Raw genomic sequence first — 23,040 nt, 5'->3', positions numbered from 1 at the left:
AATTCATGGATCCGGCAGTGAGGGCAGTCGATGGGGACTCGGTCGTGGTGGGGTTGGGGCAATCTCGAGGATGCCGTCACGGGTGCCGAGCGGGCCGCCCTGACGCAACGGGTGGCGGCCCTGCTGCCCGATACCGATCTCACCGCCCATGAGCCGCCCGCTCTCGACGACCTGGACATTCCCGCGCCCCGGGTCCGGGTGCCGGAATCGTTGCGCCACCTGGCCTCCGAGGATCGGGAGGATCGGGTCGCGCACGGACATGGGCAGGCGTTCCGGGACGTGGTGCGAAATCTCCTGGGGCGCATCGACCATGTACCCGATCAGGTGCTGCGACCGCGCACCGAGCAGGAGATCGTGGATGTGCTCGACTGGGGTGCGAGGGCCGGTGTGGCCGTGGTGCCGTTCGGCGGCGGGACCTCGGTGGTGGGCGGTGTCGAACCGCGGTGCGCCGACGAGTACGCCGGGACCGTCGCACTGGACATGGGCCGGTTCGATCGCATCCTGGAGATCGACCACACCAGCCGGGCCGCGCGCATTCAGGCCGGAATCCTCGGTCCCGCACTGGAATCCGGGCTGCGACCGCACGAGTTGACGCTGCGGCACTTCCCACAGTCGTTCGAATTCTCCACCCTCGGCGGCTGGCTGGCGACGCGGGCGGGCGGGCATTACGCCACCGTGTACACCCACATCGACGACATGGTCGAATCGCTGCGCGTCGTAACACCCACGGGCACAAGCGAATCCCGACGCCTGCCCGGCTCTGGGGCGGGGCCGTCGCCGGACCGGATGTTCCTCGGCTCGGAGGGCATTCTGGGGGTCATCACCGAGGCCTGGATGCGAGTGCAGCATCGGCCGCGCTGGCGGGCCGGCGCGTCGGTGGTGTTCGACGACTACGAGCACGCGGTCACCGCGACGCGGACCATCGCGCAATCGGGTCTGTACCCGGCGAACTGTCGCCTGCTCGATCCGGCGGAGGCGTTCCTCAATGCCGGAACCGCTTCCGCCGGAGGCGTTCTGGTGCTGGCCTTCGAATCCGCCGATCATCCGGTGGACGAACCGATGCGCCGGGCGGTGGAGATCTGCGCGGACCACGGCGGGAAGGTGCCCGACGGCGTGAGTACATCCAACAGGTGGCGGTCGTCCTTCCTGCGCATGCCCTACCAGCGTGACGCGCTGGCGGCCCAGTCGATGATCGTGGAGACATTCGAAACCGCCTGCACCTGGGACCATTTCGAGGCTCTGCGCACCGCCGTCAACGCCGCGGCCGCCGAAGCCTTCCGCGCGACCGGTGTCACCGGCGTGGTCACCTGCCGCTTCACCCACGTCTATCCCGACGGCCCCGCACCATATTTCGGCATCTACGCGGGCGGACAGTGGGGCCGCACCGTCGAACAGTGGGACGAGATCAAGGCCGCGGTCTCGGAAGCACTGCACGCCAACGGCGGCACCATCACCCACCACCACGCCGTCGGCCGCGACCACCGCCCCTGGTACGACCGCCAACGCCCCGACCCCTTCGCCCACGCCCTGCGCGCCGCCAAGGCCGCCCTCGACCCCGCCGCCATCCTCAACCCGGGCGTCCTGCTCGACCCCGTCCGCCCATGACCGCGCGCACCGGAACCAAGGGCGTCCCCCGCGAACAGCGCGAGGAACAGCTCCTCGACATCGCCACTGAACTGTTCGGCGACCAGGGCTACGCGAACACTCCCCTACCCCAGATCGCCTCGGCCGCCGGCATTTCCAAGCCCCTCCTCTACGCCTACTTCGGCTCCCGCGAGGGCCTGCACCAGGCCTGCGTCCACCGCGCCGGACGTACCCTGGTCGAAGCGGTGGCCGCCGCCCAGTCGACCCCCGGTGCCCAAAACCGAGCCCTGGCAACCCTGTCCGCCATCTTCACCGCCCTCGATGGCCGCACCCAGAACTGGAAGCTCATCTACGACCCCACCCTCCCCCGCCCCAGCGCGGTCCACACGGTGGCCCGCGAATACCAGGACGCCCTCAACACCATGGGTTCCGAGGGCGTCGCGGAGATCCTCGCCCAGGCGGGGATCGCCGCGCCCCTCGATCATTCGCTGCTGCTGACCCTCTGGTTCAGCATCGTCTCCACCACGGTGTCCTGGTGGGCCGACCACCCCGACCAGTCACCGCGGGACATGACCGACCGCTGCCTGCGTCTGTTCACCGCGTTCAACGGCCCCTAGTCGGGAATCGAGCCGATCACGGGCACATTGGCCCAGCTGGGCGCGTCGGGGTCGAGGCGCAGATGCTGCGGCTTCAGGCCGGAATCGGCCAGGACGATCGTCGGCGGGAGGCCCTTCGGGAAGTTGCTGGCGTACAGGTCGATTCGCAGACGGTGGCCGGGTTGGAGGACGGCGTCGATCGGGGTCAGCGCGATGTCGAGGGTGAGCGGGACGCCGGGGATCGTCTGTTCACGTTTGGCCAGATCGAGGAAGTAGTGCGGTTCGGTGTAGTCGCCGTTGGGGGACTTCGTGCTGGCGTCCTCGTCGATCTGCCGCAGGGAGGCGACCAGCTGACCGGTGGCGATCTCCTGCGAATCGCCGGTGGGCGCGACGTCGTTCACGGTCGCCACCCAGTAGCCGTCGGCGGCGTCCTCGACCACGTTGAGGTGCACGTTGATCGGACCCGAGATCGTGGTCGGCGTGGCTACCGCGCCGCTGGTGAAGGTCAGGCCCTCGGTTTCCCAGATGCGCGAATCACCGGTGCAGGCCTGGATGATCGAGGTCGCGCCCGCGGTGATGCGGGCGGCGTCGCGGCTGCACAGGCTCGCCAGGCCGGGAGCGACGGTGAGGTCGTCGACCGCGAGCTGGCGCGAGTTCTCCGACAGGCCACCGTCGTATCGGGAGCCGGGGCTGGTGCCGGAGGGGATGTCATCGAGGTAGAGCCGCCGGTAGACCGCTTCGGAGCGCGGGAATTCGGGTGCGTCGGTCCAGCCGCCACCCTCCTGTTTGACGACCAGCGGGGTGTATCGGTCGATGCCGTTGTCGATGCCGCGCAGCCAGTGGTCGAACCAGGCTCGCTGCAACACATCCAGCCGCGGCGGCATGCCCGGATGACCGAATCCGCCTATGCCCGAACCGAGGTGGTAGCCGTCGCCCATGATCAGCTTCTTCTGATCCTCCGGCAGCGGAATGGCATTGAAGGTATCCGTGGGCGTGGTGCCGAAGATGTCGAACCACGCACCGACCATGAAGGTCGGCACCCGAATGTGGGAGACGTCGGCCTTCAGACCCTTGCGAAGCGGTGAGTTCGGGTCTACGAGTTGCTTTGTGCGCGCGGTCAATTGGTCCACGCTCAGGGCGGTGTAGCCGTTGACGACCATGTCGACCAAGGTCAGCGGGTCCGCGATCCGATCCTTCAACCACTGCAATTGCTGTGCGGGATCGAACTTCCCGACCAGGATCGAGGTGATGTCCGGAATCATCTTGAGCGCGTTCACACCGATCAGCCACGGCACCAGGAATCCCGCGCCGATCCCGCCGCCGGTGCCCGCGATATCGCCGAAGATATCGCCGCTGCCCTCATAGGCGAAGACGGATTTCAATCCCGGCGGCATCCGGTCGGTGGCCTCGAGCGCGCTGATCGCGGTGAACGAGATGCCCATCGTCCCGACATTGCCGTCGCTCCACGGCTGTTGGGTGATCCAGTCGATCACCTCGGCGATGTCCTGCTTCTCGCGATCGCCGAAGGTCTGCCAGTCCCCACCCGAGGTGCCGGTGCCGCGAATATCGACCTGCACCAACGTGTATCCGGCGTTCGCCAGCTTCCAATCCTGCAGGGCCGCCTCGATGGCACCGGCATCGGCCTGACGCGTGATGTCGAAGATTCCGTCCAGCGCGACACCGGGCAGATTCAGTGAGCCGACCCAATTCTCCAGCGGCTGTTTGATGCCCAGCCCGTCCGCCGCGCTCAGCACCGCCTGGCCGACCAGCATGGGCAGCTTGCCGTAACCCTGCATCTGCAATACCACCGGCCGCCGCCCCTCGGCCATGCGGCCGTTCTGCGCCGGATGGATGATGTCGGCCTTCAACACCGTGCCGTCGTCCATGGTGATCGGCACCGCCAGATCCGGTGCGACGCCGTTGTACGGCTGCGGGCCATCGACCGCCGCGGTCCACCCGGCCGCGTACCCGCCCCCGTCGATTCCGGTGAAAGGAGTATCGGACAAGGCCATTGGCGCAAGGAACGGGGTGCAGGCGAGGGCCACTGAGACGGCCACGATCCCCTTCTTGAAATCCATGGGCCAGATTGTTGCTACCAGCGAGTAATAAGGGCTCGCCCCTGGGCGACATCGTTTTACCCCGTGGCGACAGCCCGTCCGGTAGCCTTGCGTCCCAGACAATTGGCGGAATACGTTACGGTCCTGGCCGACAGTGGTAATCGGGGGAGGTGACCGGCCGATGGCCATCATGGCGCGCGCCGCGAGCATGCGCGGCTACCGCGAACTCGTCGACGAACTGGGCGGCGACGGCAAGGAACTGCTGGCGCGCTACGGCATCTCCCTCGACGCCGTGGCCAGTGACGACGCCCTGGTCCCGGCCGAATCGATGGGCTGGGCGCTGGAAGTCGGCGCGGTCGAACTGGATTGCCCGGATCTGGGGCTGCGGCTGGCGGCCCGCCAGGACAGCGAGATACTCGGACTGCTGGCGGTGGCGATCGCCAACTCGGCCACCGTCGGTGCGGGTATCGCCTGCGCGGCGCGGTTCCTGTCCATCCACCACGGCGGCGTCTCGATCACGTTGGTCCCGGATCCGGAGGGGCACACCGGGGTCGTCGCGCTGAACTATCGCGACAACGCCGAGGTCGCGGGCTTCTCCCAGGCCATCGACCACGGCGCGGGCCTGATCCACCGCTTTCTGCGCCAGGGCGCGGGCGACTACGGACTGCGATCGATTCACCTGCCGCATCCGGCCCGGGCCGCGACCGCGCGCTACACCGAATTCTTCGGCGCGGACGTCCATTTCGACAGGCCCACCACCGTCCTCCGCTTCGCCGCGGAGTTGCTGCACCGGCCGGTGCTGGGCAGCAATCCGATGCTGCACAAGCTCGCCATGGACTTTCTCGACCGCAACTACCCCGAGCCGGACCGCACCATGACCGCGCGCGTCCGCCTGGCCATCGACCGCGCGTTCCTGGAGTCCAAGGCCGATATCGAGACCGTGGCCCGCATGCTCACCATGCACGAACGCACCCTGCAGCGGGCCCTGGCCGCGGAGGGATCGACCTTCACCGGGGTGCTCGACGAGGCGCGCCGCGACGCCACCTACCGATTGCTGTGTGAGACAGATCTTCCGATGAGCCGCATCACCACCCTCATCGGCCTGCGCGAGCAGTCCGCACTGACCCGGGTGGTGCGCCGCTGGTTCGGCAGCACCCCGCAGCAATTGCGCACGGCCGCACGGGCCCGGAACGGGGCCCGGGCCCGGGTCTCGATCCCGGCGATCGAGGCCGAGGCCTGAGCGCCTCAGCCCGCGAGCTTCGCCAGGTTGGGGAAGTTGGACAGTTCCCAGCCGCCGTCGACCACCATGTCGATGCCGGTGATGTAGGAGGCGTCGTCGGAGGCGAGGAAGAGGCTGGGGGCGGCGATCTGTTCCGGGGTGGCGGCCGCGCCCATCGGAATGCGGTCCAGGAACATCTGTTTGGCGGGGTCGTAGCCCATGATGGCGGCGACCAGCGGGGTGTCGACCAGGCCGGGGAGGATGGCGTTCACGCGGATGCGGTGCTGGGCCAGTTCCAGGGCGGCGTTCTTGGTGAACATGACCACGCCCGCCTTGCCGGTGGAGTACGCGCTGCCGCCGGGCATGGGGACGCGGGCGTCGAGGGAGGAGATATTGACGATCGCGCCGCCGCCGGTCGACTTCATCAGGCGCGCTTCATGTTTGGTGCACAGGAAGACGCTCTTCTGAATCAGGTCGATGGTGAAATCCCAGTCGGCCTCCAGCAGGTCGGTGACCGCGCCGATGCGGGAAGCCCCGGCCGCGTTGAAGGCGGCGTCCAGGCGGCCGAAACGGGTTGCGGCCGTGCCGACTCCGGCCTCCACCTGCGCCTCGTCGGTGACGTCGGTGACCACCGGGACGAAGGACTCGCCGAGATCGGCGGCCTGTTTCTGGAGTCCGGCCTCGTCGATATCGAGGCCGACGACCTTTGCGCCCTCGGCGATCAGCGCGGCCGAGATGGCCGCGCCGATGCCGGAGGCCGCACCGGTGACGACGGCGACCCGGCCGTCGAATCGATTGGCGCTCATCGGGTTCCCTTCAGTTCGGTGACCTGGCCGCGGTAGCGACCGGCGCGCAGGAACTCGCCCGTCCGCTCCTTGCCCAGGGTGGCCGCCTTCTCGCCGAGACCGAAGACGTATTCGCCATTGACCAGAACCGCGGTGACGGTGTCGTCATTGCGGTTGACCATGCGGGAGAGATTGTCGAACTCGGGAATCGGGTTCTCCGCGTAGGCTTCCAGGCTGTCGTCGAGCCGGGCCGGATCGATGATCAGCACGTCGGCCCGGTCACCCTCGCGCAGGTGACCGGCGTCCAGGTCGTACCAGTCGGCCAGCTCGCCGGTGACGCGGTGCACGGCGTGCTCGACCGTCATGAACGGCCGCCCCGCCTGCTGCGCCCGGTGCACCCGCTTCAGGAACCGCAGCCCGAAGTTGTAGAACGCCATGTTCCGCAGGTGCGCGCCCGCGTCCGAGAAGCCCAGCTGCACACTGGGATCCGCGGCCAGCATGTTCAGCACCTCCGGACGATGGTTGGAGATGGTGGTGCGCCACCGCACCGCGGACCCGTGCTCGACCAGCAGGTCGAGGAACGCGTCCACCGGGTGGATGCCGCCGCGATCGAGCCCGACCTGTCCGAAGGTCTTGCCGACCACGCTCGGATCGGGGCATTCGGTGATCTCGGCGTCGAAGAAGTCGCGGTGCCAGACCCGGGTGCCCCACTTCTTGTCGTAGTCCTTGCGGAACCAGCGCCGATACTCCGGATCCGCGAACAGCTCGCGCCGCTCCTCGAGCTGATTCGACAGGTGCAAAGCCGCCGCGCCCGAACCGAATTCCTCGAACACCGGCAGGTCGATGCCGTCGGAGTACACCTCGAACGGCACCGGCAGATGCTGCCAGCGGAAATTGCCGCCGAGACCGTTGAGGATCTTGCCGATGATCGGAAAGACCTTCACCACGAACGGATTGGCCTTGATGTCGGCCGCCGACAGCAGGCTCACCTTCAGATTCGGCCGCAGAATGCCGAGACTGCTGACCGCCATGGCCACCAGGCTCTGCGGCCGGGTCACGTCGGGCCCGCCCTGCAACGCCCGTTTCCGGTCGCGCAGTACGCGATTCAGCCGACGCCGCTCCTTGGTGGTCGCGTACGTCGAGGGCAGGGTGCGCGAGCGGCACACCTCGCCGTCCAGCTTGTCGAACAGCAGCTGCTGCGAGGACATGCCGACGAAGCCCGCGTCGAGGGCCTCACGCAGCTTGTGCTCCATCGCCGTGAGCTCCGACTCGGTCGGCGCGACATCGGGATCGGTGGCGCGCTGCAAACCCAGCTGCGCCGTGCGAATATCCGAATGTCCGATGAAGGCGGCGATATTCGGACCCAGCGGCAGCGATTCGAGAGCCTGCACATAGCTGTGCGCGCTGTTCCAGGTCTTCAACCCGTCCACCGCCGCGACCACATGCTTGCGCGGAATCGCCTCCACCCGCCCGAACAGGTCGCCCGCGTCCGAGCCCGCCACATGCACGGTGGACAGCGAGCAGGACCCCAGCAGCAGTGTGGTCACGCCGTGCCGCAGGGACTCCGACAGCGACGGGTCCAGCAGCACCTCCACGTCGTAGTGGGTGTGGATGTCGATCATGCCGGGCATGACCCACCGCCCGGTCGCGTCGATCACCCGCGCGCACCCGGTTTCGTCCAGCGGCGTCGTCGAGACCGTCGCCACCCGCCCGTCGCGAATGCCGAGATTCCGGATGGCCGAGGGCGCGCCCGTCCCGTCGAACCAGCGCCCGTTCTTGATAATGGTGTCGTACACAGGAATTCACTCTCCGAGTGAAATAGCGCGGCGCAGCACCTTGCCGGTGGCATTGCGCGGCAGGGGTTCTGCGGTGACCAGCCAGCGGGCGGGCACCTTGAAGTAGGCCAGCTGCCCGGCCACGTGATCGCGCAGCTCGTCCTCGCTCACCGAATCCGGTTGGTCGACAACGACGATGGCGGCCACCTCCTGACCGAGATCCTCGTGCGGGACGCCGATCACGGCCGACTCCCGCACCGCCGGATGCTCGTCGAGGACGTTCTCGATCTCCTGCGGGTAGACGTTCTCGCCGCCGCGCAGAATCAGATCCGACCGGCGGCCGGAGATGTAGAGCTTGCCCTCGCGCAAGGTGCCGAAATCCCCGGTGCGCAGCCAACGGTTCTCGTCGATGGACGCCTTGGTGGCGGCCTCGTCGTTCCAGTAGCCGAGCATGACGTAGGGGCTGCGAATGCAGACCTCGCCCTCCTCGCCGTCGGGCACGACCTTGCCGTCGGGATCGCGGATCTCGAGCGAGACGCCGACGACGGCGCGACCCACGGTCTCATGGTCGGCGGCCAGCTCCGGCGGGGTGGCGACGGTCGCGGCGGTGCCGGACTCGGTGCAGCCGTAGCTGGTGGTCAGACCTTGCAGGGCGACCGGGAAGCGCTCGCGCAGGCGCTGCACCAGGGCGGGCGACGCGGGAGCCGAGTTCAGCGAGAACGCGGTCAGCGAGGACAGGTCGAACCGCGAAATATCCACCGCCAGAATGCGACTCGCCAGCGTCGGCACGGCGGCCCAGTTGGTGACGCGCTCGGTCTCGACCAACCGCAGCAGCGATTCGGCGTCGAACGCACCCGAGGACGGGAACACCACCGCGTCACCGGTGGTGAGCCGCGGGATCGACAGGTTGTGCAGGCTCGCGATGTGGAACAGCGGCATGGTGGCCAAATATCGGCGGCCCGCCGGGGAGCCGTCCCACACCTGACCCCGGAAACCGGCGGAGAGGGCGTCCATGAAGCGGTGGTAGTCGGCGACGGCCACCAGGTTCCGCTGGGTGTGCACCACGCCCTTGGGGCGGCCGGTGGTGCCGCTGGTGTAGAGGATGATCGCCGGATCGTCCTCGGTCAGTTCGGCGGACGGATGGCCGCCCGCGAACTCCGCGATCAGCGCGGGCAGGTCGTCCGCCATGGTGAGCACGGGGATGTCGGTGCCGGTCTCGGCGGCCAGCGCGGCGCGCTTGGCGTCGGCGACAACGACTTTCGGCGCGGTGTGCTCGAGCCCGTAGGCGATCTCGCGCGGGGCCCACCAGGCGTTGTAGCCGACCGGGATCGCGCCCAGCCGCTGCGCCGCCCAGAAGGTGAGCACCCATTCCGGATTGTTGGCGGCCAGGATGCCGACCCGGTCGCCCTTGCCGACGCCGTACTTCTGCGCGAGGGCCGCGGCCAGCGCGCCCGCGGCGGCGTAGTGCTCGGCGAAGGTGTAGCGGGTGCGCGCGGAGACCAGGTAGTCGCGGTCGCCCAGCTCGCGGGAGGCTTCGAGCAGTTCCAGCAGATTCGGGTGGCGGTTCTTGAACACCGGCAGCGGCGCGCCCAGCACGTGCTCGACCGTCATCTCGAACGGTCCGCCCGGGCCGGTCAGCTTCCCGGCGACCTGCGCGGCGAGCGCCTGGAGATCAATGGCATTGGTCATGAGTCGAGTCCTCGGGTGTCGATGCGCCAACCTTCGCAGCTTGCCGCAGGGGCACGGTGGCGCGGGCGCGAACCGCAAACGTTTGGTGCAGCCGTACCACTTTCTGGGATGGCTCGGATCATGCGCGCCCCCGGACCGCGTCGAAGGTGGCCTTCAGGTAGGCGTCCGCGCGCGGGGAGCCGATCAGGCCCGGTTCCATGCGGTTCATGGCGTAGGCGAAGGTGACCCGGTGGTCCAGGTCGTTGACGACCATCGAGCCGCCGATACCGGCCCACCAGCAGACCTTGCCGTCCGGCACGTGCGGGGCGGTCTGGGGCTGCGGCAGGCCGTAGCCGATGCCGAAGCGCAGCGGCACCATGATGGCCAGGTCCACGCCGTCGGACTGCTGCTCGAAGATGAGCTCGATGGTCTTGTCCGACAGGAACTTCCGGCCCGCCAGTTCGCCGCCATTGCTGATCAAGGACTGGAGGCGGGCGATGGAGCGGGCATTGCCGTGGCCGCCCATGCCGCCCAATTCCGCCTGCCGCCAGGCGGGGGTGCCGCATTCGGCGAAGTCCAGCAGCGGCTGGAACAGGGTCTTGAACATGATGCTGTCCTGCGGCAGCAGCGATTGGTCGAACTCGGGCAGCTCCGGCGGCACCAGATCGGCGATGCGGTCGAAATCCTTTGGTGCTGTGCCGATGTGGAAGTCGGCGTCCAGCGGGCGGGCCAGTTCCTCGGTGAAGAAGCCGGCCAGTGAGCGGCCGGTGATCCGGCGGATCACGCCGCCGATCAGGTGGCCGTAGTTCAGCGCGTGGTAGGCCGACGCGGTGCCCGGCTCCCACCACGGGGCCTGTGTCGCAAGCCGATTCTCGGCGGCCTCGGTGTCGTAGATGTCCGACAGCACGATCGGGGCCTCCCAGCTGGAGACGCCCGAGGTGTGCGAAAGCAGGTGCCGCACTTCGATATCCGCCTTGCCATTGGCGGCGAACTCCGGCCAGTAGTGCGACACCTTCTGGCGCACGTCCAGCTCACCGCGGTCGACCAGCAGCAGGGCGCTCAGGGCGACCATGGTCTTGGTGATGGAGAAGGTGTTCACCACGGTGTCTTCGGTCCACGGTCTCGTCTGCCCGGGATCGGCGTAGCCGCCCCAGAGATCGACCACCGGCTCGCCGTCCACGGTCACGCAGACCGACGCTCCCAGCTCCGCACCAGACTCCACCTGCTCGGTGAAAGCCGAACGCACAGCGGTGAATTCATCGGAACAGAATCCAGCGACGTTGCTCATCTGTTCACCCCTTTCAGACCTTGGCCGCCGCGCGCGGCCGCACCGGCAACGCGAACCCGTGCGCCTCGGCGCGCTTCGCGCCCCGCGCCATCTCCTTGTGGAGATCGCGCACGTACGGCTCGAATTCGATCTGAATGGTGTGCCGCGGCGAGTCGTAGTACCGCCCCGACCGCGACTCCTCGGCCTGCCGGATGGCCTCGTTCATCTCCGTCTCCGAGGGCAGCCGGTAATTGCCGGTCAGGTACGCGGCCACCAGCTTCGACTGCTGCTCGGCGAAATTCACCAGCGTCGGCATGGGCTGGGCCAGGCCCAGGAAGAACAGATTGTCCACACCCGGCTTCACCATCTGCCGATACAGCGGGAACCGATTGCGCTCGTCCGGCAGCAGTTCCGGATCGGAGAAGAACGGGAAGGAGATGTGATACCCGGTGGCGCACAACACCACATCCACGGCCTCGATGCTGCCGTCGGCGAAATGCACCTTGTCGCCGTCGAGTTTGGTGATGGCGGGCTTGAAGGTGATGTCACCGCAGCCCGCCCGGTGCAGGAACTCCTCGCTGGCCGAGGGATGCGCCTCGAACGGCAGGTGATCGGGCTTGGGCAGGCCGTAATCCTCCATGTGCCCACGGTTTTTCACCACGAACCGCTGCTTGAGCTTGAGCCCCAGCTTGGGCGGCATCCACGCGGGCATGGACCGCTTGTCGCCGACCTGGCCGTTGACGTACTTCGGCAGCACCCATACGCCCCGCCGGGCGGAGAGGAAGAACTTGGACGCGATGAAGCGCTGCGACAGCTCGGTCGCGATGTCCAGGCCCGAATTGCCCATGCCCACCACGACAATGCGCTTGCCGCGCATGTCGATCGGGTCGAACGGGTCGTTGTAGGCGTGCGAATGCATGAGCACGCCGTTGAATTCGCCCGGATAGTCGGGCATGCGGGGATCCCAGTGGTGGCCGTTGCACACCAGCAGGGCGTCGTAGGTCTCGGTCGTGCCCCGATCGGTGCCGACCACCCACAGGCCGTCGGCGTCCCGCTCGGCCGAGATCACCTTGTGGTTCAAGTGGATTCGATCACGCAGGCCGAAGTGCTCGACGTAGTCCTTGAAGTACTGGTGCAGCTGCGTGTGGTGCGGAAAGTCCGGCCACTCCTCGGGCGCGGGAAAGTCCTCGAACTGAAGCCGGAACTTCGAGGTGTCGATGTGCAGGCTCTGATAGCAGGCCGACATCCCGTTCGGGTTCTTGTAGTACCAGTTGCCGCCCACCTCGTCGGAGGCCTCGAAGCAGTCGAAGGGGATGCCGTACTCGGCGAGCCGTTTCGCGGCGGTGATGCCGGACGGGCCCGCGCCAATGATGGCGACCCGGGGCAATTCACGATTCTGGGCAGATAGCGCAGCCAATTCACTCTCCTGGTTCGGCGACGGGTCGAGTGCCCTGCCGGACGTGACGTGCCACACACGCTAACACTCGCTAGACAGAGTGTCTAGTGAGTCGACTTGCGTCTATTATTCAGGCGTGACCCGATCCGACGTAGACCAACCCGAAGCGACCCGCCGCACCTCACTGCGCGACGAGCAGAAGCGGCAGACCCGCAATCGGCTCATCGAGGCCGCCACCACCCTGTTCACCACCCAGGGCTACGCGCCGGTCCGCGTCGACGACATCGCCGCCGCCGTCGGCTGCAGCCGCGCCACCTTCTATCTGCACTTCACCGGGAAGCCGGATGTCTTGCGCGCCATTGCCGAACAGGGCACGCTGCCCAGCGTCCAGCACTTCTACGAGGATCTCGACCACGTGCTCGACACCGGCTCGCGCGAGGAGTTCGCCGCCTGGATGCGGCGGGCCATCGACTGGTTCCAGGAGTACAAGGATCTGCTGCCGGCCTGGGACGAGGCGACCACCCTCGAGCCCGAATTCCGTGAGGTGGCACGGGAAGGCATCATGGCGCTGCCCAATGTCATGAGCTCGTACCTGTCGCGCTGGCCCGCGGATCGGCAGGAGGAAGCGCGGCTGCGGATAGAGCTGCTGGTGGCGCAGTTGGAACGGTTCTTCACGCGCTGGGCCATGCAGGGCACCATCGACGTCTCCGCCGAGGAGGCGGCGAATGTGTTGACCGACATCTGGTTCCCGGCGCTGCAGACCCCGAAGAGCAAATAGCTACTCGACGGCTATTGCCGCGCGGCAGCCGGATACGACTCGGGCCGACGCGAATTCGCGTCGGCCCGGAATCTGAAATTGAATTGTTTAATTCAGCGTGCGGGTTGCCTCAGGAGTGGGAGGCGGCCGACCCCGTGTAGCCGAAGCCCGCACCCGTGTCGGTCGGCTGGGTGTTGTTCACCAGCGCCTGGCACTGATCGACCGTCTGACCCGACTGGATGCAGGCCTGCCAGGGGTCGAGCATGGTCGGGAGGTCGGCGGCCGCGGTGGCCATGGGGCCCGCGACACCACCGGCGATCAGTGCGGCGACGACAAACTTCTTCACGTGGAATCCTCCGAGTCTTTACCGAATCGCGGTAAAGGTTGCCACGCGAAAACGAAAATTGCCAAGCGGCAGCGGAATTCGGCGATTCCGGTCAAGGGGCGCAATCCGCGATTACGCCCCTCGATCCCCTATCGATCCCCTAATCAGGCGACGCGAACGGTGCTCAGGCTCTCGATGGCGGTGTAGTAGCGATCGGTCAGCAATCGGACGACGGAGGGGTGCACGCCGATCGGCTCGGCCACGCCGTCCGCACCCGCCTCGTGCAGGCGCTGATGGAACAGGCCGTGCGCGAGCAGGTACGAGGCGATGAAGACCCGGCGCGCGCCAGAGGCCCGCACCGCCGCCACGACCTCCGGCACCCGGGGCTCGCCGGTCGCGATGTAGGCCAGATGCGCGGGGAGGCCGATCCGGTCGGAGAGCAGGTTCGCGGCGCGCTGAACATCCTGGCGCGCACGCGAATCCGAGGAACCGGCGGCGGCGAACACCACCGCGTCACCGGGCCGCCAGCCCGCGGCGCGCAGCCGCAGCGCCATGACCTCGGCCAGCGCCGGATCCGGACCCATGGCCTGGGTGACCGCGACCGCACCATGGGCACTCGCGGCCACCTCTCGCGGCACATCCTGATACACGTGGTATCCCGACGCCAGAAACGCCGGAACCACCACGGCGGGAATCGAATCCAGATCCCGCAACACCTCGGCCGGGGAGGGCCCCAGCACATCCACGAACGCGGTCCGCACCCGCGGCGCGGCGACCACGGACGCGCCGGCGGAGCCAATGGCCGTACCGGCGTCGACCGCGACCGCCAACTCACGCAACGATGCCGATGCGGCCCCGAAATCGGCACCGGCACCTGTCTGTGTCCCGGCCGCGCGCGCGAACGCCACCGCGTTCAACTCGCGCCGGACGGCTCCCGCCAGTTCGGCGATCATTTCCACACCCCGCGCACTCCTGGTGCCGTGCGCCACCAGAACCAGGGCGGGCGCGCTCACCACGCACCCCGCGCGGGACGAATTCCCGGCTGCGCCACGCCAGTCGGACGCGCGGTGGCACCGGCCGCCGGAGCGGGCCGCGATGCCGCGACCGACTGCGCGAGCGAACTCGCCGGTCGGACTACACCATTCACCGGAGACCCATTGGCGGGCTGCGGATTCGACGACTGCGCCGAGGCCGGGCTGGACGCGGGCACGACCGGAGCCGGTCGCGCCACACCCGCCATAGGGACGGGTCGAGCCGGGGCGGCCGGTTGCGGCGAAGCGATCGGGCGGGCGGTGCCGGTGACCGGAGATCCGTTGGCCCGCAGGGGGTTCACCGGCTGGCCGACCTGGCGGGGTGCGCCGTTGGGCGGGGTGGCCGGGCGGCGGGCCGCGGACGGCGGGACCTCGGGTTGCGGGCGACTCGGGGCGATGCGCGGGGACGGGACCTCGCGACGCACGCCCAGGCCCTGGGAGTGGGGCGGGAAGCCCGGGCGCGCAGGCGGCTCCGGGTGGGGGTTGTCGATGCATTCGGCGGGGTCCAGGGCCAGGCGGTAGCCGCGCTTGACGACGGTCTGGATGGCCTTGGGGGTGCCGAGGCCCGCACGCAGGCGGGCGATGGCGGTTTCGACGGCGTGGGTGTCGTCGCCACCGCCGGGGAGGGCCGCGAGCAGGTCCTCGCGGGACACGACGCGGCCGGGCTGGCGAGCCAGGGAGCGCATCAAAGCCATTGGCGCGGGGGCCAATTGGCGGACCTGGCCGTCGACGACGACGCAACCGCCGCGGACGCTGAGAATATGACCGGCCGCCTGAATCCGATTGGCGCGGCGGGGAAGTTCCTCGGCGACGTGGCGGGCCAGCGCGCCCAGGCGGGCGCGGCCGGGCATGGACGTGGTGACGCCGAGCTCCTCGAGCGGGGCGGCGGTGATCGGGCCGACGCAGGCGGGCAGGACGCGGGTGCGGAAGGCGTGCAGGACCGCCTCCAGCAGCCCGGTTTCCTTGGCGCGCATGAGAAGTGAGGCCACGGCCGGGGCGCTGGTGAAGGTCACGCAGTCCAGTCCGGCGGTGACGATGCCCTCGATGAGGCGATCCATGGGGGTGCGGTCGTCCGGCGGAATCCACCGGTAGACCGGGACCGGGACCACGTCGGCCCCGGCCATGCGCAGCACCTCGCAGAAGTCCGGCACCGGCTCCCACTCGGTGGTCGCGCCGTGCAGCTGCACCGCGATGCGCACGCCCTCGACCCCTTGGGCCAGTAGGTGATCCAGCACCTCGGCACTGGATTCCGAAGCGGGAGACCATTCTTCGCGCAGCTCCGCCGCGCGAATCGCGCCCTTGGCCTTGGGGCCGCGGGCCAGCATACGGGTGGAGCCCAGCGTGGAGCGCAGCTCCTCGGCCAGACCCCAACCCTCCGCGGCCTCCATCCAGCCGCGGAAGCCGATTCCGGTGGTGGCCACCGCGATCTGCGGCGGGTCGGCGACCAGCTGCCGCGTCACGCGCTCCAGCTCGGTGTCGTCGGCCAGCGGAATGATGCGAATGGCCGGTGCGGACACCACATTCGCGCCCCGGCGGGCGAGCAGGGTGCCGAGCTCATCGGCGCGCCGGGCGGCGGTGATGCCGACCGTGAATCCAGCGAGCGGGGTACCGCCGTCGACCTCGGTCATGCGGTACCACCGACGAACCGCACGGGGTCGTTGGACACCGAGACCACACCGTCCACGACCCGGACCGCGTACACCGGCAACGAGATCGAGTCGTCGTCGAGGCAGTGCCCGTCGAGGAGCGAGAACGCCTGCTTGAGCAGCGGCGAGGCCACCACCGGAACGCCACCGCGGTCACCGACCAGGCCGCGCGACATGACCGCCGCCCGACCGAACGGATCGATATTGCCGACGGCGAACAGCGTCGCGCCCTCGGTGAGGAACAGGGCCGCCTGGCGGCCACCCTTCAACAGCACCGCCACGCCGCGGCCGGGAATCAGATAGTCCAGTCGGCAGGCCTGCGTCCAACCAGTGGTGGTCACTGCGGTGCCGGGTGTGTCGATCACGGTCATCGGTAACTCTCCTCCGAACGCCCTACCTATTGGTACCGACGTCCTGTTTCCAAGCGGTTAAGCAGTCATTTCCCGCTCGTGGCGGCTTCTGTGACCTGGGCAGACCCCACAGGAATGTCCGGAATTCCGAGCAGCACCGGCACCTTGCGCTCACCGCTGTCGTCGAATCCGATGGTCGGATCGGCCTGGTCGGGGGCGTTGACGAAGGACACGAAGCGCGAGAGCTTGCCCTCGTCCTCGAGCACCGCGGCCCACTCGTCCCGGTAGCCCTCGACGTGCTTGGCCATCGCGGCCTCCAGATCGGCGGCAATGCCCAGGCTGTCCTCGCAGACGACCTGCTTGAGGTAGTCGATGCCGCCCTCGAGGGCCTCCTGCCAGGGCGCGGTGCGCTGCAGGCGGTCCGCGGTGCGGATGTAGAACATGAGGTAGCGGTCGATGTAGCGGATGAGTGTCTCGTCGTCGAGGTCCCCGGCCAGCAGCACCGCGTGCTTCGGCGACAGACCGCCATTGCCGCCCACGTACAGGTTCCAGCCGTGCTCGGTGGCGATCACGCCGACGTCCTTGCCGCGCGCCTCGGCGCACTCGCGGGCGCACCCCGAGACCGCCAGCTTCAGCTTGTGCGGGGAACGCAAACCGCGGTAACGCTTTTCGAGCAGCACGGCCATGCCGACCGAATCCTGCTGGCCGTAGCGGCACCAGGTGGAGCCGACGCAGGACTTCACCGTGCGCAGCGACTTGCCGTACGCGTGGCCGGATTCCATGCCCGCGTCGACCAGGCGCTTCCAGATCAGCGGCAGCTGCTCGACGCGCGCGCCGAACAGGTCGATGCGCTGGCCGCCGGTGACCTTCACGTACAGGCCGAACTCCTTGGCCACCTCACCGATGGTGATGAGCTGCTCGGCGGTCACCTCACCGCCGGGCATGCGCGGGACCACCGAGTAGGTGCCGTTCTTCTGCAGGTTGGCCAGGAAGTGGTCGTTGGTGTCCTGCAGCGCGGCCTGCTCGCCGTCGAGAATGTGATCGCTCGAGGTGGAGGCCAGGATGGAGGCCACGGTCGGCTTGCAGATATCGCAGCCGGAACCCTTGCCGTACTTGGCGATCAGACCCGAGAAGGTGCGGATGCCGGTCGACTGGACGATGTGGAACAGCTCGGCGCGCGACTGCGTGAAGTGCTCGCACAGCGACTTGGAGACCTCCACACCCGACTGCTCGAGCAGCTTCTTGAGCATGGGAACGCAACCGCCGCAGGAGGTTCCGGCACTGGTGCAGCTCTTGATGGCGGGCACATCGCAGGCCCCGTCGGCGATCGCGCCGCAGATCGAGCCCTTGGAGACGTTGTTGCACGAGCAGATCTGCGCGTCGTCGGGCAGCGCGTCCGCGCCCAGTTCCGCACCGGCCGGGGAGATCAGCGCGGCCGGATCGGCGGGCAGCGGACGGCCCACCAGCGGACGCAGCGCCGAGTACTGGGTGGCGTCGCCGACCAGGATGCCGCCCAGCAGGGTCTGCGCGTCATCGGAGACGACGAGTTTGGCGTAGGTGCCCTTGGCGGCATCGTGCAGCACCACCGACAGCGCGCCCTCGGTGCGGCCGTGCGCATCACCGAAGGACGCCACGTCCACACCGAGCAGCTTCAGCTTGGTCGACAGGTCCGCGCCCGGGAATTCGCCCGCGCCGCCGAGCAGTCGGTCCGCGACCACCTCGGCGGTGCTGTAGCCGGGGGCGACCAGGCCGTAGCAGACGCCCTCGATGGCGGCGACCTCACCGATGGCGTAGATGTTCGGGTCCGAGGTTCGCAGGCTCAGGTCGGTGAGCACACCGCCGCGCTCGCCGACGTCGAGGCCCGCGCCACGGGCGATCTCGTCGCGGGGCCGCACACCGGCGGCGAAAACCACCAGGGCGGAACGGATTTCGCTGCCGTCGGAGAAGCTGACCTTGAGCCGCTCGGACAGCGGTGCGCCCTCGACGGTTTCGATGGCCGAGGTGCCGACACCGGTGTGCACGGCCAGACCCAGCTCGGTGACCAGCTTCTCCAGGATCGCGCCGCCGCCCTCGTCGACCTGGGCGGGCATCAGCCACCTGTTGAACTCGACCACGTGCGGCGTCATGCCCAGCAGACGCAGCGCGTTGGCCGCCTCCAGCCCCAGCAGACCGCCGCCGACCACGATGCCGACCGCACCCGGACCGGCCGCCTCGGCCGCGGCCCGAATGCCGTCGAGGTCCTCGAGGGTGCGGTAGACGAAGCAGCCCTGCGCGTCGTGGCCCGGCACCGGCGGCACGAAGGCGTAGGAGCCGGTGGCGAGAACCAGTGCGTCGTAACCGATCACCTCGCCGGTGGAGGTGGTGACCTTGCGGGCGGTCGGGTCGATGGCGTCGGCCTTCACGCCCAGGCGGACGTCGACGAGGGTGTCGCCCGCGTAGTCGTTGCCGGGTAGCGCCAGCGCCGACGCCTCCCAGGCGCCGACGTAGGAGGACAGGCCGACGCGGTCGTAGGCGGCCAGCTTCTCCTCGCTGAGCACGACGACCTGCCAGGTCCCGGCCTCGTCCCGGGAGCGCAGCGCCTCGACGAAGCGGTGGCCGACCATGCCGTGGCCGATCACGACGACGGTCTTGCGTTCGATGCTGTGGGTCATGACGGTCCCTTTCACAGTGATCGAGTCAGGCTCGCGCCGACGAGATGTCCACGGAATCCAGGCTTTCGCTCTCGGCCCGCAGCACCAAGGCCTCGGCTTCGACGATGACGAATGCCTCGTCGGTGTCGGTGCCCTCGGCGGTCGCCGAGCGCGAGCTCGGACGGCGCAGGAACACCGCCCAGCAGACGGCCGCGCAGAGGATGTAGAAGGCCATGAAGACCCAGAAAGCCGTGGTCGCGGACTTGGTGGAGGCGTAGGAGGAACGCAGCACCAGGTTGATTCCGACCCCGCCGAGCGCACCGATCGCGCCCACGAAACCGATCAGGGCACCCGAGGTATTGCGCGCCCAGGCCGCCTTGTCTTTCGAATCACCCGCAATACCACGTGATTTGGCCTCGAACACCGACGGGATGATCTTGGTGACCGCACCGTTGCCGATGCCGGAGATGACGAACAGCGCGGTGAACCCGACGATCATGGCCACCAGCACGCCGCCCTTCGGGTACCCGGCGTGATCGCCCATGGTGGACGACACCGCGACCAGCACGGCCGCCGCGGTCATGGCCACGAAGGTGTCGAGCGTGACCTTGCTGCCGCCGAGGCGGTCGGCCCACTTGCCGCCGTACGGGCGGGCCAGCGAACCCAGCAGCGGGCCGATGAAGGCGATCTGCGCGGCGTGCAGGGTGGCGGCGGGAACGCTCTCGCCACCGGCCTTGAAGCTGATCTGCAGGACCTGACCGAACGCGAAGCTGTAGCCGATGAACGAACCGAACGTGCCGATGTAGAGGAACGCGATCGCCCACGACTGCGGCACCTTCAGCGCCTTGATCATGTAGGACAGATCGGCCTGCTGATTGCGGACATTGTCCATGTACAGCGCCGCGCCGATGGCCGCGACCGCGATCAGCACCAGGTAGACCGCGCACACCACCGAGGCATTGCCGTAGGCGTTGCCGAGGGTCGCGATCACCGCCAGCCCGATCAGCTGCACGACCGGCACGCCGATATTGCCGCCGCCCGCGTTGATGCCCAGCGCCCAGCCCTTGAGCCGCTGAGGGTAGAAGACGTTGATATTCGACATCGACGAGGAGAAGTTGCCGCCGCCCAGGCCCGCGAAGGCCGCCACGACCAGGAACGTCGGGTAGGAGGTGCCCGGCCGGTTGATGAAGTACAGCGCCAGCAGCGTGGGAACGAGCAGCAGCAGCGCGCTCACGATCGTCCAGTTGCGGCCGCCGAACTTCGCGGTCAGCACGGTGTAGGGAATCCGCGCGATGCCGCCGACCAGGGTCGGGACCGCGCCCAGGAAGAACTTCCCGGCCGCGTCGATGTGGAAGACGTTCTGCGGCATGAACAGCACCATGACCGACCAGATCGACCACACCGAGAACCCGATGTGCTCGGCGAAGACCGACCAGATCAGATTGCGGCGCGCGATGTCCTTACCACCGGCTTCCCAAGCCTCGACATCCTCGGCATCCCAATGCTCGATGTCGCGCTTGCGGGTCAGCGTCTTCAACAAGAGGCCCTCCTGAAATCTGGATGGACCCCAAGGTAGGAAACCGGTATTGCGACGATGCTGCGCGGAATTGCCGTTAAATCAACGGTTGCTCACGAAATAGGAATGCCGGGCGTGAGAAGTGACAGCATCGCCCCAACCTCACGACCCGGCAACTCGAACAGTGAAATTACTTCGAATCGCGGAGAACCGCTAGTTCCAGGTGTCTTCCAGCATCTGCGGCTTGCACGCCAACCAGCCGCCGACCATCAGCACGACGACCGCGAGCACCAGGAAGCCGAAGGGGGCCACCCAACCGCCGGTCATGGTGTGCAGCGCGCCGAAGACCAGCGGACCCGTGCACGCCACCGAGTAGCCGACGCCCTGGGTGAACCCGGACAGCGCGGCCGAACCGGCACCCGTGCGGGTGCGCAGATTGATCAGCGTCAGGGCCATCGGGAACGTCGAGGGGCCCAGGCCCAATGCCAGCACCCACACCAGCGGCGCGGCCATGGGCGCGAACAGCAGCCCGGCGAAGCCGATGAAGAAGAACACCGCGCAGCCGATGATCACCGGGAACGGATTGGCCATGCGCCCCACCACGATCGGCGCGCCCAGCGCGGCCACCAGACCGATCAGCGCGAAGATGCCGACCATGCTGCCGCCGAAAGCCGCACTCGCACCGGCGTCGGCGAAGATCGTCGGCATCCAGGTGAACAGCGAATAGGTGATCAGCGAGGTCATGCCGAACATGAAGGCCATGCCCCAGGCCAGCGGCGAGCGCCACACCTTGCCGGTGGATTCGACTGTGTCCGAGGGCATTTCGGTGGTGTCGGCCACCGCGTGCGCGCGGCGCACCCGCAGCACGCCGATCCACGGCAGCGCGGCGGCCAGCGACAGCGCCGCCCACATGCCCAGCGAGAGCCGCCAGCCGTGCGCGTCGGCGACCGGCACCGTGATCAGCGCGGGCACGACCGTGCCCAGCTGCACCATCACGATGTAAACCGAGCTCAACAGCGCCAGACGGTCCGAGAAGTACCGCTTCACCAAGGGCGGGATGACGATATTGCCGACGCCCATACCGGCCAGTGCCAGCGCCGAGAAGGCCAGCAGCTCCCAGGTATCGGGCACGATCGCGCGGATCGCCGAGCCGACGGCGGTCATGAGCATGGCCACCAGCGCGGTCAGCTCCAGGCCGAGGCGGCGGGACAGGATCGGGGTCAGCAGCCCGCCGAGCGCGAACATGGCGGTCGGCAGCATGCCGAACACGCCCACCACCGCGGTGGAATAGCCGATGTCCTGGCCGATTCGGTTGGCGAGCGGGGTGAAGGCGGTGACGGCGACGCGGAGGGTGAGAGCGGAGAAGACGATGGCGACGAGGACCAGCAGGCGGCCCTCGAACAGGGCGCGTTTGGAGAGCTCAGGGTGGACCGGATCGGTGACGCGGAGGCCGGTCGTTGTCGTCGGGGTTTCGGTCAGGCCCCTCCCGGGGGCGTATGTCTCATCGATCGTCGCAGTCACCACGAAATCATAGGATGACCCGATGATGTGATGCAACGAATGTGAGGCAGGGTACGCTGTCACCCGTGCAACCAGTCCGGCGCACGAGCCTCATCGCCCAGGTGACCGAGCAGCTTCGTGCCGAAATCCGTTCCGGCCGTTGGGCCGTCGGCTCGCGCATCCCCACCGAGCCCGAACTCACCGAACTCACCGGCACCGGCCGGAATACCGTGCGCGAGGCCGTGCAGGCGCTCGTTCACGCGGGCATGCTCGAGCGCAGACAGGGCTCGGGCACCTACGTGATCAGCACCTCCAGCCTCGGCGGCACCCTGTCGGAGTACTTCGCCGACGCCCAGCAGCGCGATCTGCTCGAGCTACGGCAGGCCCTCGACACCACCGCGGCCCGCCTGGCCGCCACCCGCCGCAACGACGCCGACATCGCGACCCTGCGGCGACTGCTCGCGGATCGAACCCGGTTCTGGGACACCGACTTCGACGCCGCCATCGAGGCCGACGTGCAAATCCACCGCGCCATCGTCGTCGCCAGCCACAATGCGGTATACCTGGAGTTCTACGACTCGCTGCTGCCGGTCATCGCGGCCGGGATCCGCTTCCGCTCCGAACAGGACGGCGCGACCTACCACGACGAGCACGCCGAGCTGGTCCAGGCGGTGATCGAGGGCGATCCGGAACGGGCGGCCCGCACCGCCAACTGCTTCCTCGACTCGCTCATGGCCGAATATCGGTCACTTGATACGAATAGCGAGTAACCGAAAGGTCACCGCGGGCCGCACCGAAAAGTGAGCCCGAATTACCGTCTGTGTCACGGAAAAACACCCGGGCGTAAAACACGGTTCCTACGGTTGATCGCGACCGCAACGGCTCCCCTGGAACGGGATCCGAACGATGAGGGCGGTCGCGACAGCCGAGAGGACAGC

Annotated in this window: 17 protein-coding genes and 1 pseudogene; 5 read left to right on the top strand and 13 right to left on the bottom strand. The window is 68.2% G+C overall.

The features are described 5' to 3' along the window. Positions 1-30 precede the first annotated feature (30 nt). Both VMT65_RS04775 and VMT65_RS04770 read left to right on the top strand, forming a co-directional pair. The gene (locus VMT65_RS04775; protein WP_326306670.1) at positions 31-1,605 is read left to right on the top strand and encodes an FAD-binding oxidoreductase; all 1,575 of its coding nucleotides are present in this window, start codon (positions 31-33) and stop codon (positions 1,603-1,605) included. Continuing rightward, positions 1,602-2,201, top strand: coding sequence for a TetR/AcrR family transcriptional regulator (locus VMT65_RS04770; RefSeq protein ID WP_326306669.1), 600 nt, complete (start codon positions 1,602-1,604; stop codon positions 2,199-2,201). The genes VMT65_RS04775 and VMT65_RS04770 overlap by 4 nt, the downstream gene beginning before the upstream one ends. On the opposite strand, the gene VMT65_RS04765 is transcribed toward VMT65_RS04770, so the two are convergent. Further along, positions 2,198-4,258, bottom strand: coding sequence for a CocE/NonD family hydrolase (locus VMT65_RS04765; RefSeq protein WP_326306668.1), 2,061 nt, complete (start codon positions 4,256-4,258; stop codon positions 2,198-2,200). The genes VMT65_RS04770 and VMT65_RS04765 overlap by 4 nt on opposite strands. 160 nt (positions 4,259-4,418) lie before the next feature. Here VMT65_RS04765 and VMT65_RS04760 point away from each other — a divergent pair, with 160 nt between their 5' ends. Continuing rightward, positions 4,419-5,477 (top strand): AraC family transcriptional regulator, encoded by a 1,059-nt coding sequence (locus tag VMT65_RS04760; protein WP_326306667.1) that lies wholly within the window; start codon positions 4,419-4,421, stop codon positions 5,475-5,477. Between the two features lie 5 nt (positions 5,478-5,482). Here VMT65_RS04760 and VMT65_RS04755 read toward each other — a convergent pair whose 3' ends face one another. The 5 genes from VMT65_RS04755 to VMT65_RS04735 form a co-directional block, all read right to left on the bottom strand. Next, positions 5,483-6,262 (bottom strand): SDR family NAD(P)-dependent oxidoreductase, encoded by a 780-nt coding sequence (locus VMT65_RS04755; RefSeq protein ID WP_326306666.1) that lies wholly within the window; start codon positions 6,260-6,262, stop codon positions 5,483-5,485. Next, positions 6,259-8,037 carry an N-acyl-D-amino-acid deacylase family protein gene (locus VMT65_RS04750; protein WP_326306665.1) on the bottom strand — a complete coding sequence of 593 codons (1,779 nt, stop codon included), beginning with the start codon at positions 8,035-8,037 and terminating at the stop codon, positions 6,259-6,261. Before VMT65_RS04750 ends, VMT65_RS04755 begins: the two co-directional genes overlap by 4 nt. A 6-nt stretch (positions 8,038-8,043) precedes the next feature. Next, positions 8,044-9,705, bottom strand: a complete 1,662-nt coding sequence (locus VMT65_RS04745; protein WP_326306664.1) for a class I adenylate-forming enzyme family protein — start codon at positions 9,703-9,705, stop codon at positions 8,044-8,046. Positions 9,706-9,823: 118 nt separating this feature from the next. Further along, on the bottom strand, positions 9,824-10,972 hold the full coding sequence (locus VMT65_RS04740; protein WP_326306663.1) for a serine hydrolase domain-containing protein: 1,149 nt from the start codon (positions 10,970-10,972) through the stop codon (positions 9,824-9,826). 13 nt (positions 10,973-10,985) lie between these two features. Beyond that, complete coding sequence (locus VMT65_RS04735) at positions 10,986-12,368, bottom strand: flavin-containing monooxygenase (protein WP_326306662.1); 1,383 nt, start codon at positions 12,366-12,368, stop codon at positions 10,986-10,988. Between the two features lie 115 nt (positions 12,369-12,483). Here VMT65_RS04735 and VMT65_RS04730 point away from each other — a divergent pair, with 115 nt between their 5' ends. Next, positions 12,484-13,125 (top strand): TetR/AcrR family transcriptional regulator, encoded by a 642-nt coding sequence (locus tag VMT65_RS04730; RefSeq protein ID WP_326306661.1) that lies wholly within the window; start codon positions 12,484-12,486, stop codon positions 13,123-13,125. A 109-nt stretch (positions 13,126-13,234) separates the two neighbouring features. On the opposite strand, the gene VMT65_RS04725 is transcribed toward VMT65_RS04730, so the two are convergent. The 7 genes and pseudogenes from VMT65_RS04725 to VMT65_RS04695 all read right to left on the bottom strand — a co-directional run bounded on the left by VMT65_RS04725 (position 13,235) and on the right by VMT65_RS04695 (position 22,006). After that, positions 13,235-13,450, bottom strand: coding sequence for a hypothetical protein (locus VMT65_RS04725; RefSeq protein ID WP_326306660.1), 216 nt, complete (start codon positions 13,448-13,450; stop codon positions 13,235-13,237). A gap of 143 nt (positions 13,451-13,593) precedes the next feature. Continuing rightward, complete coding sequence (locus VMT65_RS04720) at positions 13,594-14,442, bottom strand: sirohydrochlorin chelatase (protein ID WP_326306659.1); 849 nt, start codon at positions 14,440-14,442, stop codon at positions 13,594-13,596. Between the two features lie 500 nt (positions 14,443-14,942). Further along, positions 14,943-16,088 (bottom strand): annotated as a pseudogene (locus VMT65_RS04715) (uroporphyrinogen-III synthase); the annotation flags it as partial. Beyond that, positions 16,085-16,477, bottom strand: a complete 393-nt coding sequence (nirD, locus tag VMT65_RS04710) for a nitrite reductase small subunit NirD (RefSeq protein ID WP_326306658.1) — start codon at positions 16,475-16,477, stop codon at positions 16,085-16,087. The pseudogene VMT65_RS04715 and the gene nirD, both read right to left, overlap by 4 nt. Positions 16,478-16,542: 65 nt before the next feature. Then, positions 16,543-19,107: a nitrite reductase large subunit NirB gene (gene nirB, locus VMT65_RS04705; protein WP_326306657.1), complete on the bottom strand. Its 2,565-nt coding sequence runs from the start codon at positions 19,105-19,107 to the stop codon at positions 16,543-16,545. Positions 19,108-19,132: 25 nt separating this feature from the next. Continuing rightward, the gene (locus VMT65_RS04700; RefSeq protein ID WP_326306656.1) at positions 19,133-20,626 is read right to left on the bottom strand and encodes a nitrate/nitrite transporter; all 1,494 of its coding nucleotides are present in this window, start codon (positions 20,624-20,626) and stop codon (positions 19,133-19,135) included. A gap of 189 nt (positions 20,627-20,815) precedes the next feature. Further along, the gene (locus tag VMT65_RS04695; RefSeq protein ID WP_442790196.1) at positions 20,816-22,006 is read right to left on the bottom strand and encodes an MFS transporter; all 1,191 of its coding nucleotides are present in this window, start codon (positions 22,004-22,006) and stop codon (positions 20,816-20,818) included. Positions 22,007-22,188: 182 nt separating this feature from the next. Here VMT65_RS04695 and VMT65_RS04690 point away from each other — a divergent pair, with 182 nt between their 5' ends. Continuing rightward, on the top strand, positions 22,189-22,872 hold the full coding sequence (locus tag VMT65_RS04690) for a FadR/GntR family transcriptional regulator (protein ID WP_326306655.1): 684 nt from the start codon (positions 22,189-22,191) through the stop codon (positions 22,870-22,872). Positions 22,873-23,040: the final 168 nt, after the last annotated feature.

Origin of the sequence: Nocardia sp. CDC153, assembly GCF_035818515.1 — a bacterium.
Lineage (GTDB): Bacteria > Actinomycetota > Actinomycetes > Mycobacteriales > Mycobacteriaceae > Nocardia.
This window is presented reverse-complemented; position numbering and strand designations above follow the sequence as displayed.

What these genes read in the sequence shown, in the direction of transcription:
- VMT65_RS04775 (WP_326306670.1), top strand. Translation starts at nt 31, where the DNA reads ATGGGGACTCGGTCGTGGTGGGGTTGGGGCAATCTCGAGGATGCCGTC.
- VMT65_RS04745 (WP_326306664.1), bottom strand. Translation starts at nt 9,705, where the DNA reads ATGACCAATGCCATTGATCTCCAGGCGCTCGCCGCGCAGGTCGCCGGG.
- nirD (WP_326306658.1), bottom strand. Translation starts at nt 16,477, where the DNA reads ATGACCGTGATCGACACACCCGGCACCGCAGTGACCACCACTGGTTGG.
- VMT65_RS04765 (WP_326306668.1), bottom strand. Translation starts at nt 4,258, where the DNA reads ATGGATTTCAAGAAGGGGATCGTGGCCGTCTCAGTGGCCCTCGCCTGC.
- VMT65_RS04760 (WP_326306667.1), top strand. Translation starts at nt 4,419, where the DNA reads ATGGCCATCATGGCGCGCGCCGCGAGCATGCGCGGCTACCGCGAACTC.
- nirB (WP_326306657.1), bottom strand. Translation starts at nt 19,107, where the DNA reads ATGACCCACAGCATCGAACGCAAGACCGTCGTCGTGATCGGCCACGGC.
- VMT65_RS04755 (WP_326306666.1), bottom strand. Translation starts at nt 6,262, where the DNA reads ATGAGCGCCAATCGATTCGACGGCCGGGTCGCCGTCGTCACCGGTGCG.
- VMT65_RS04770 (WP_326306669.1), top strand. Translation starts at nt 1,602, where the DNA reads ATGACCGCGCGCACCGGAACCAAGGGCGTCCCCCGCGAACAGCGCGAG.
- VMT65_RS04740 (WP_326306663.1), bottom strand. Translation starts at nt 10,972, where the DNA reads ATGAGCAACGTCGCTGGATTCTGTTCCGATGAATTCACCGCTGTGCGT.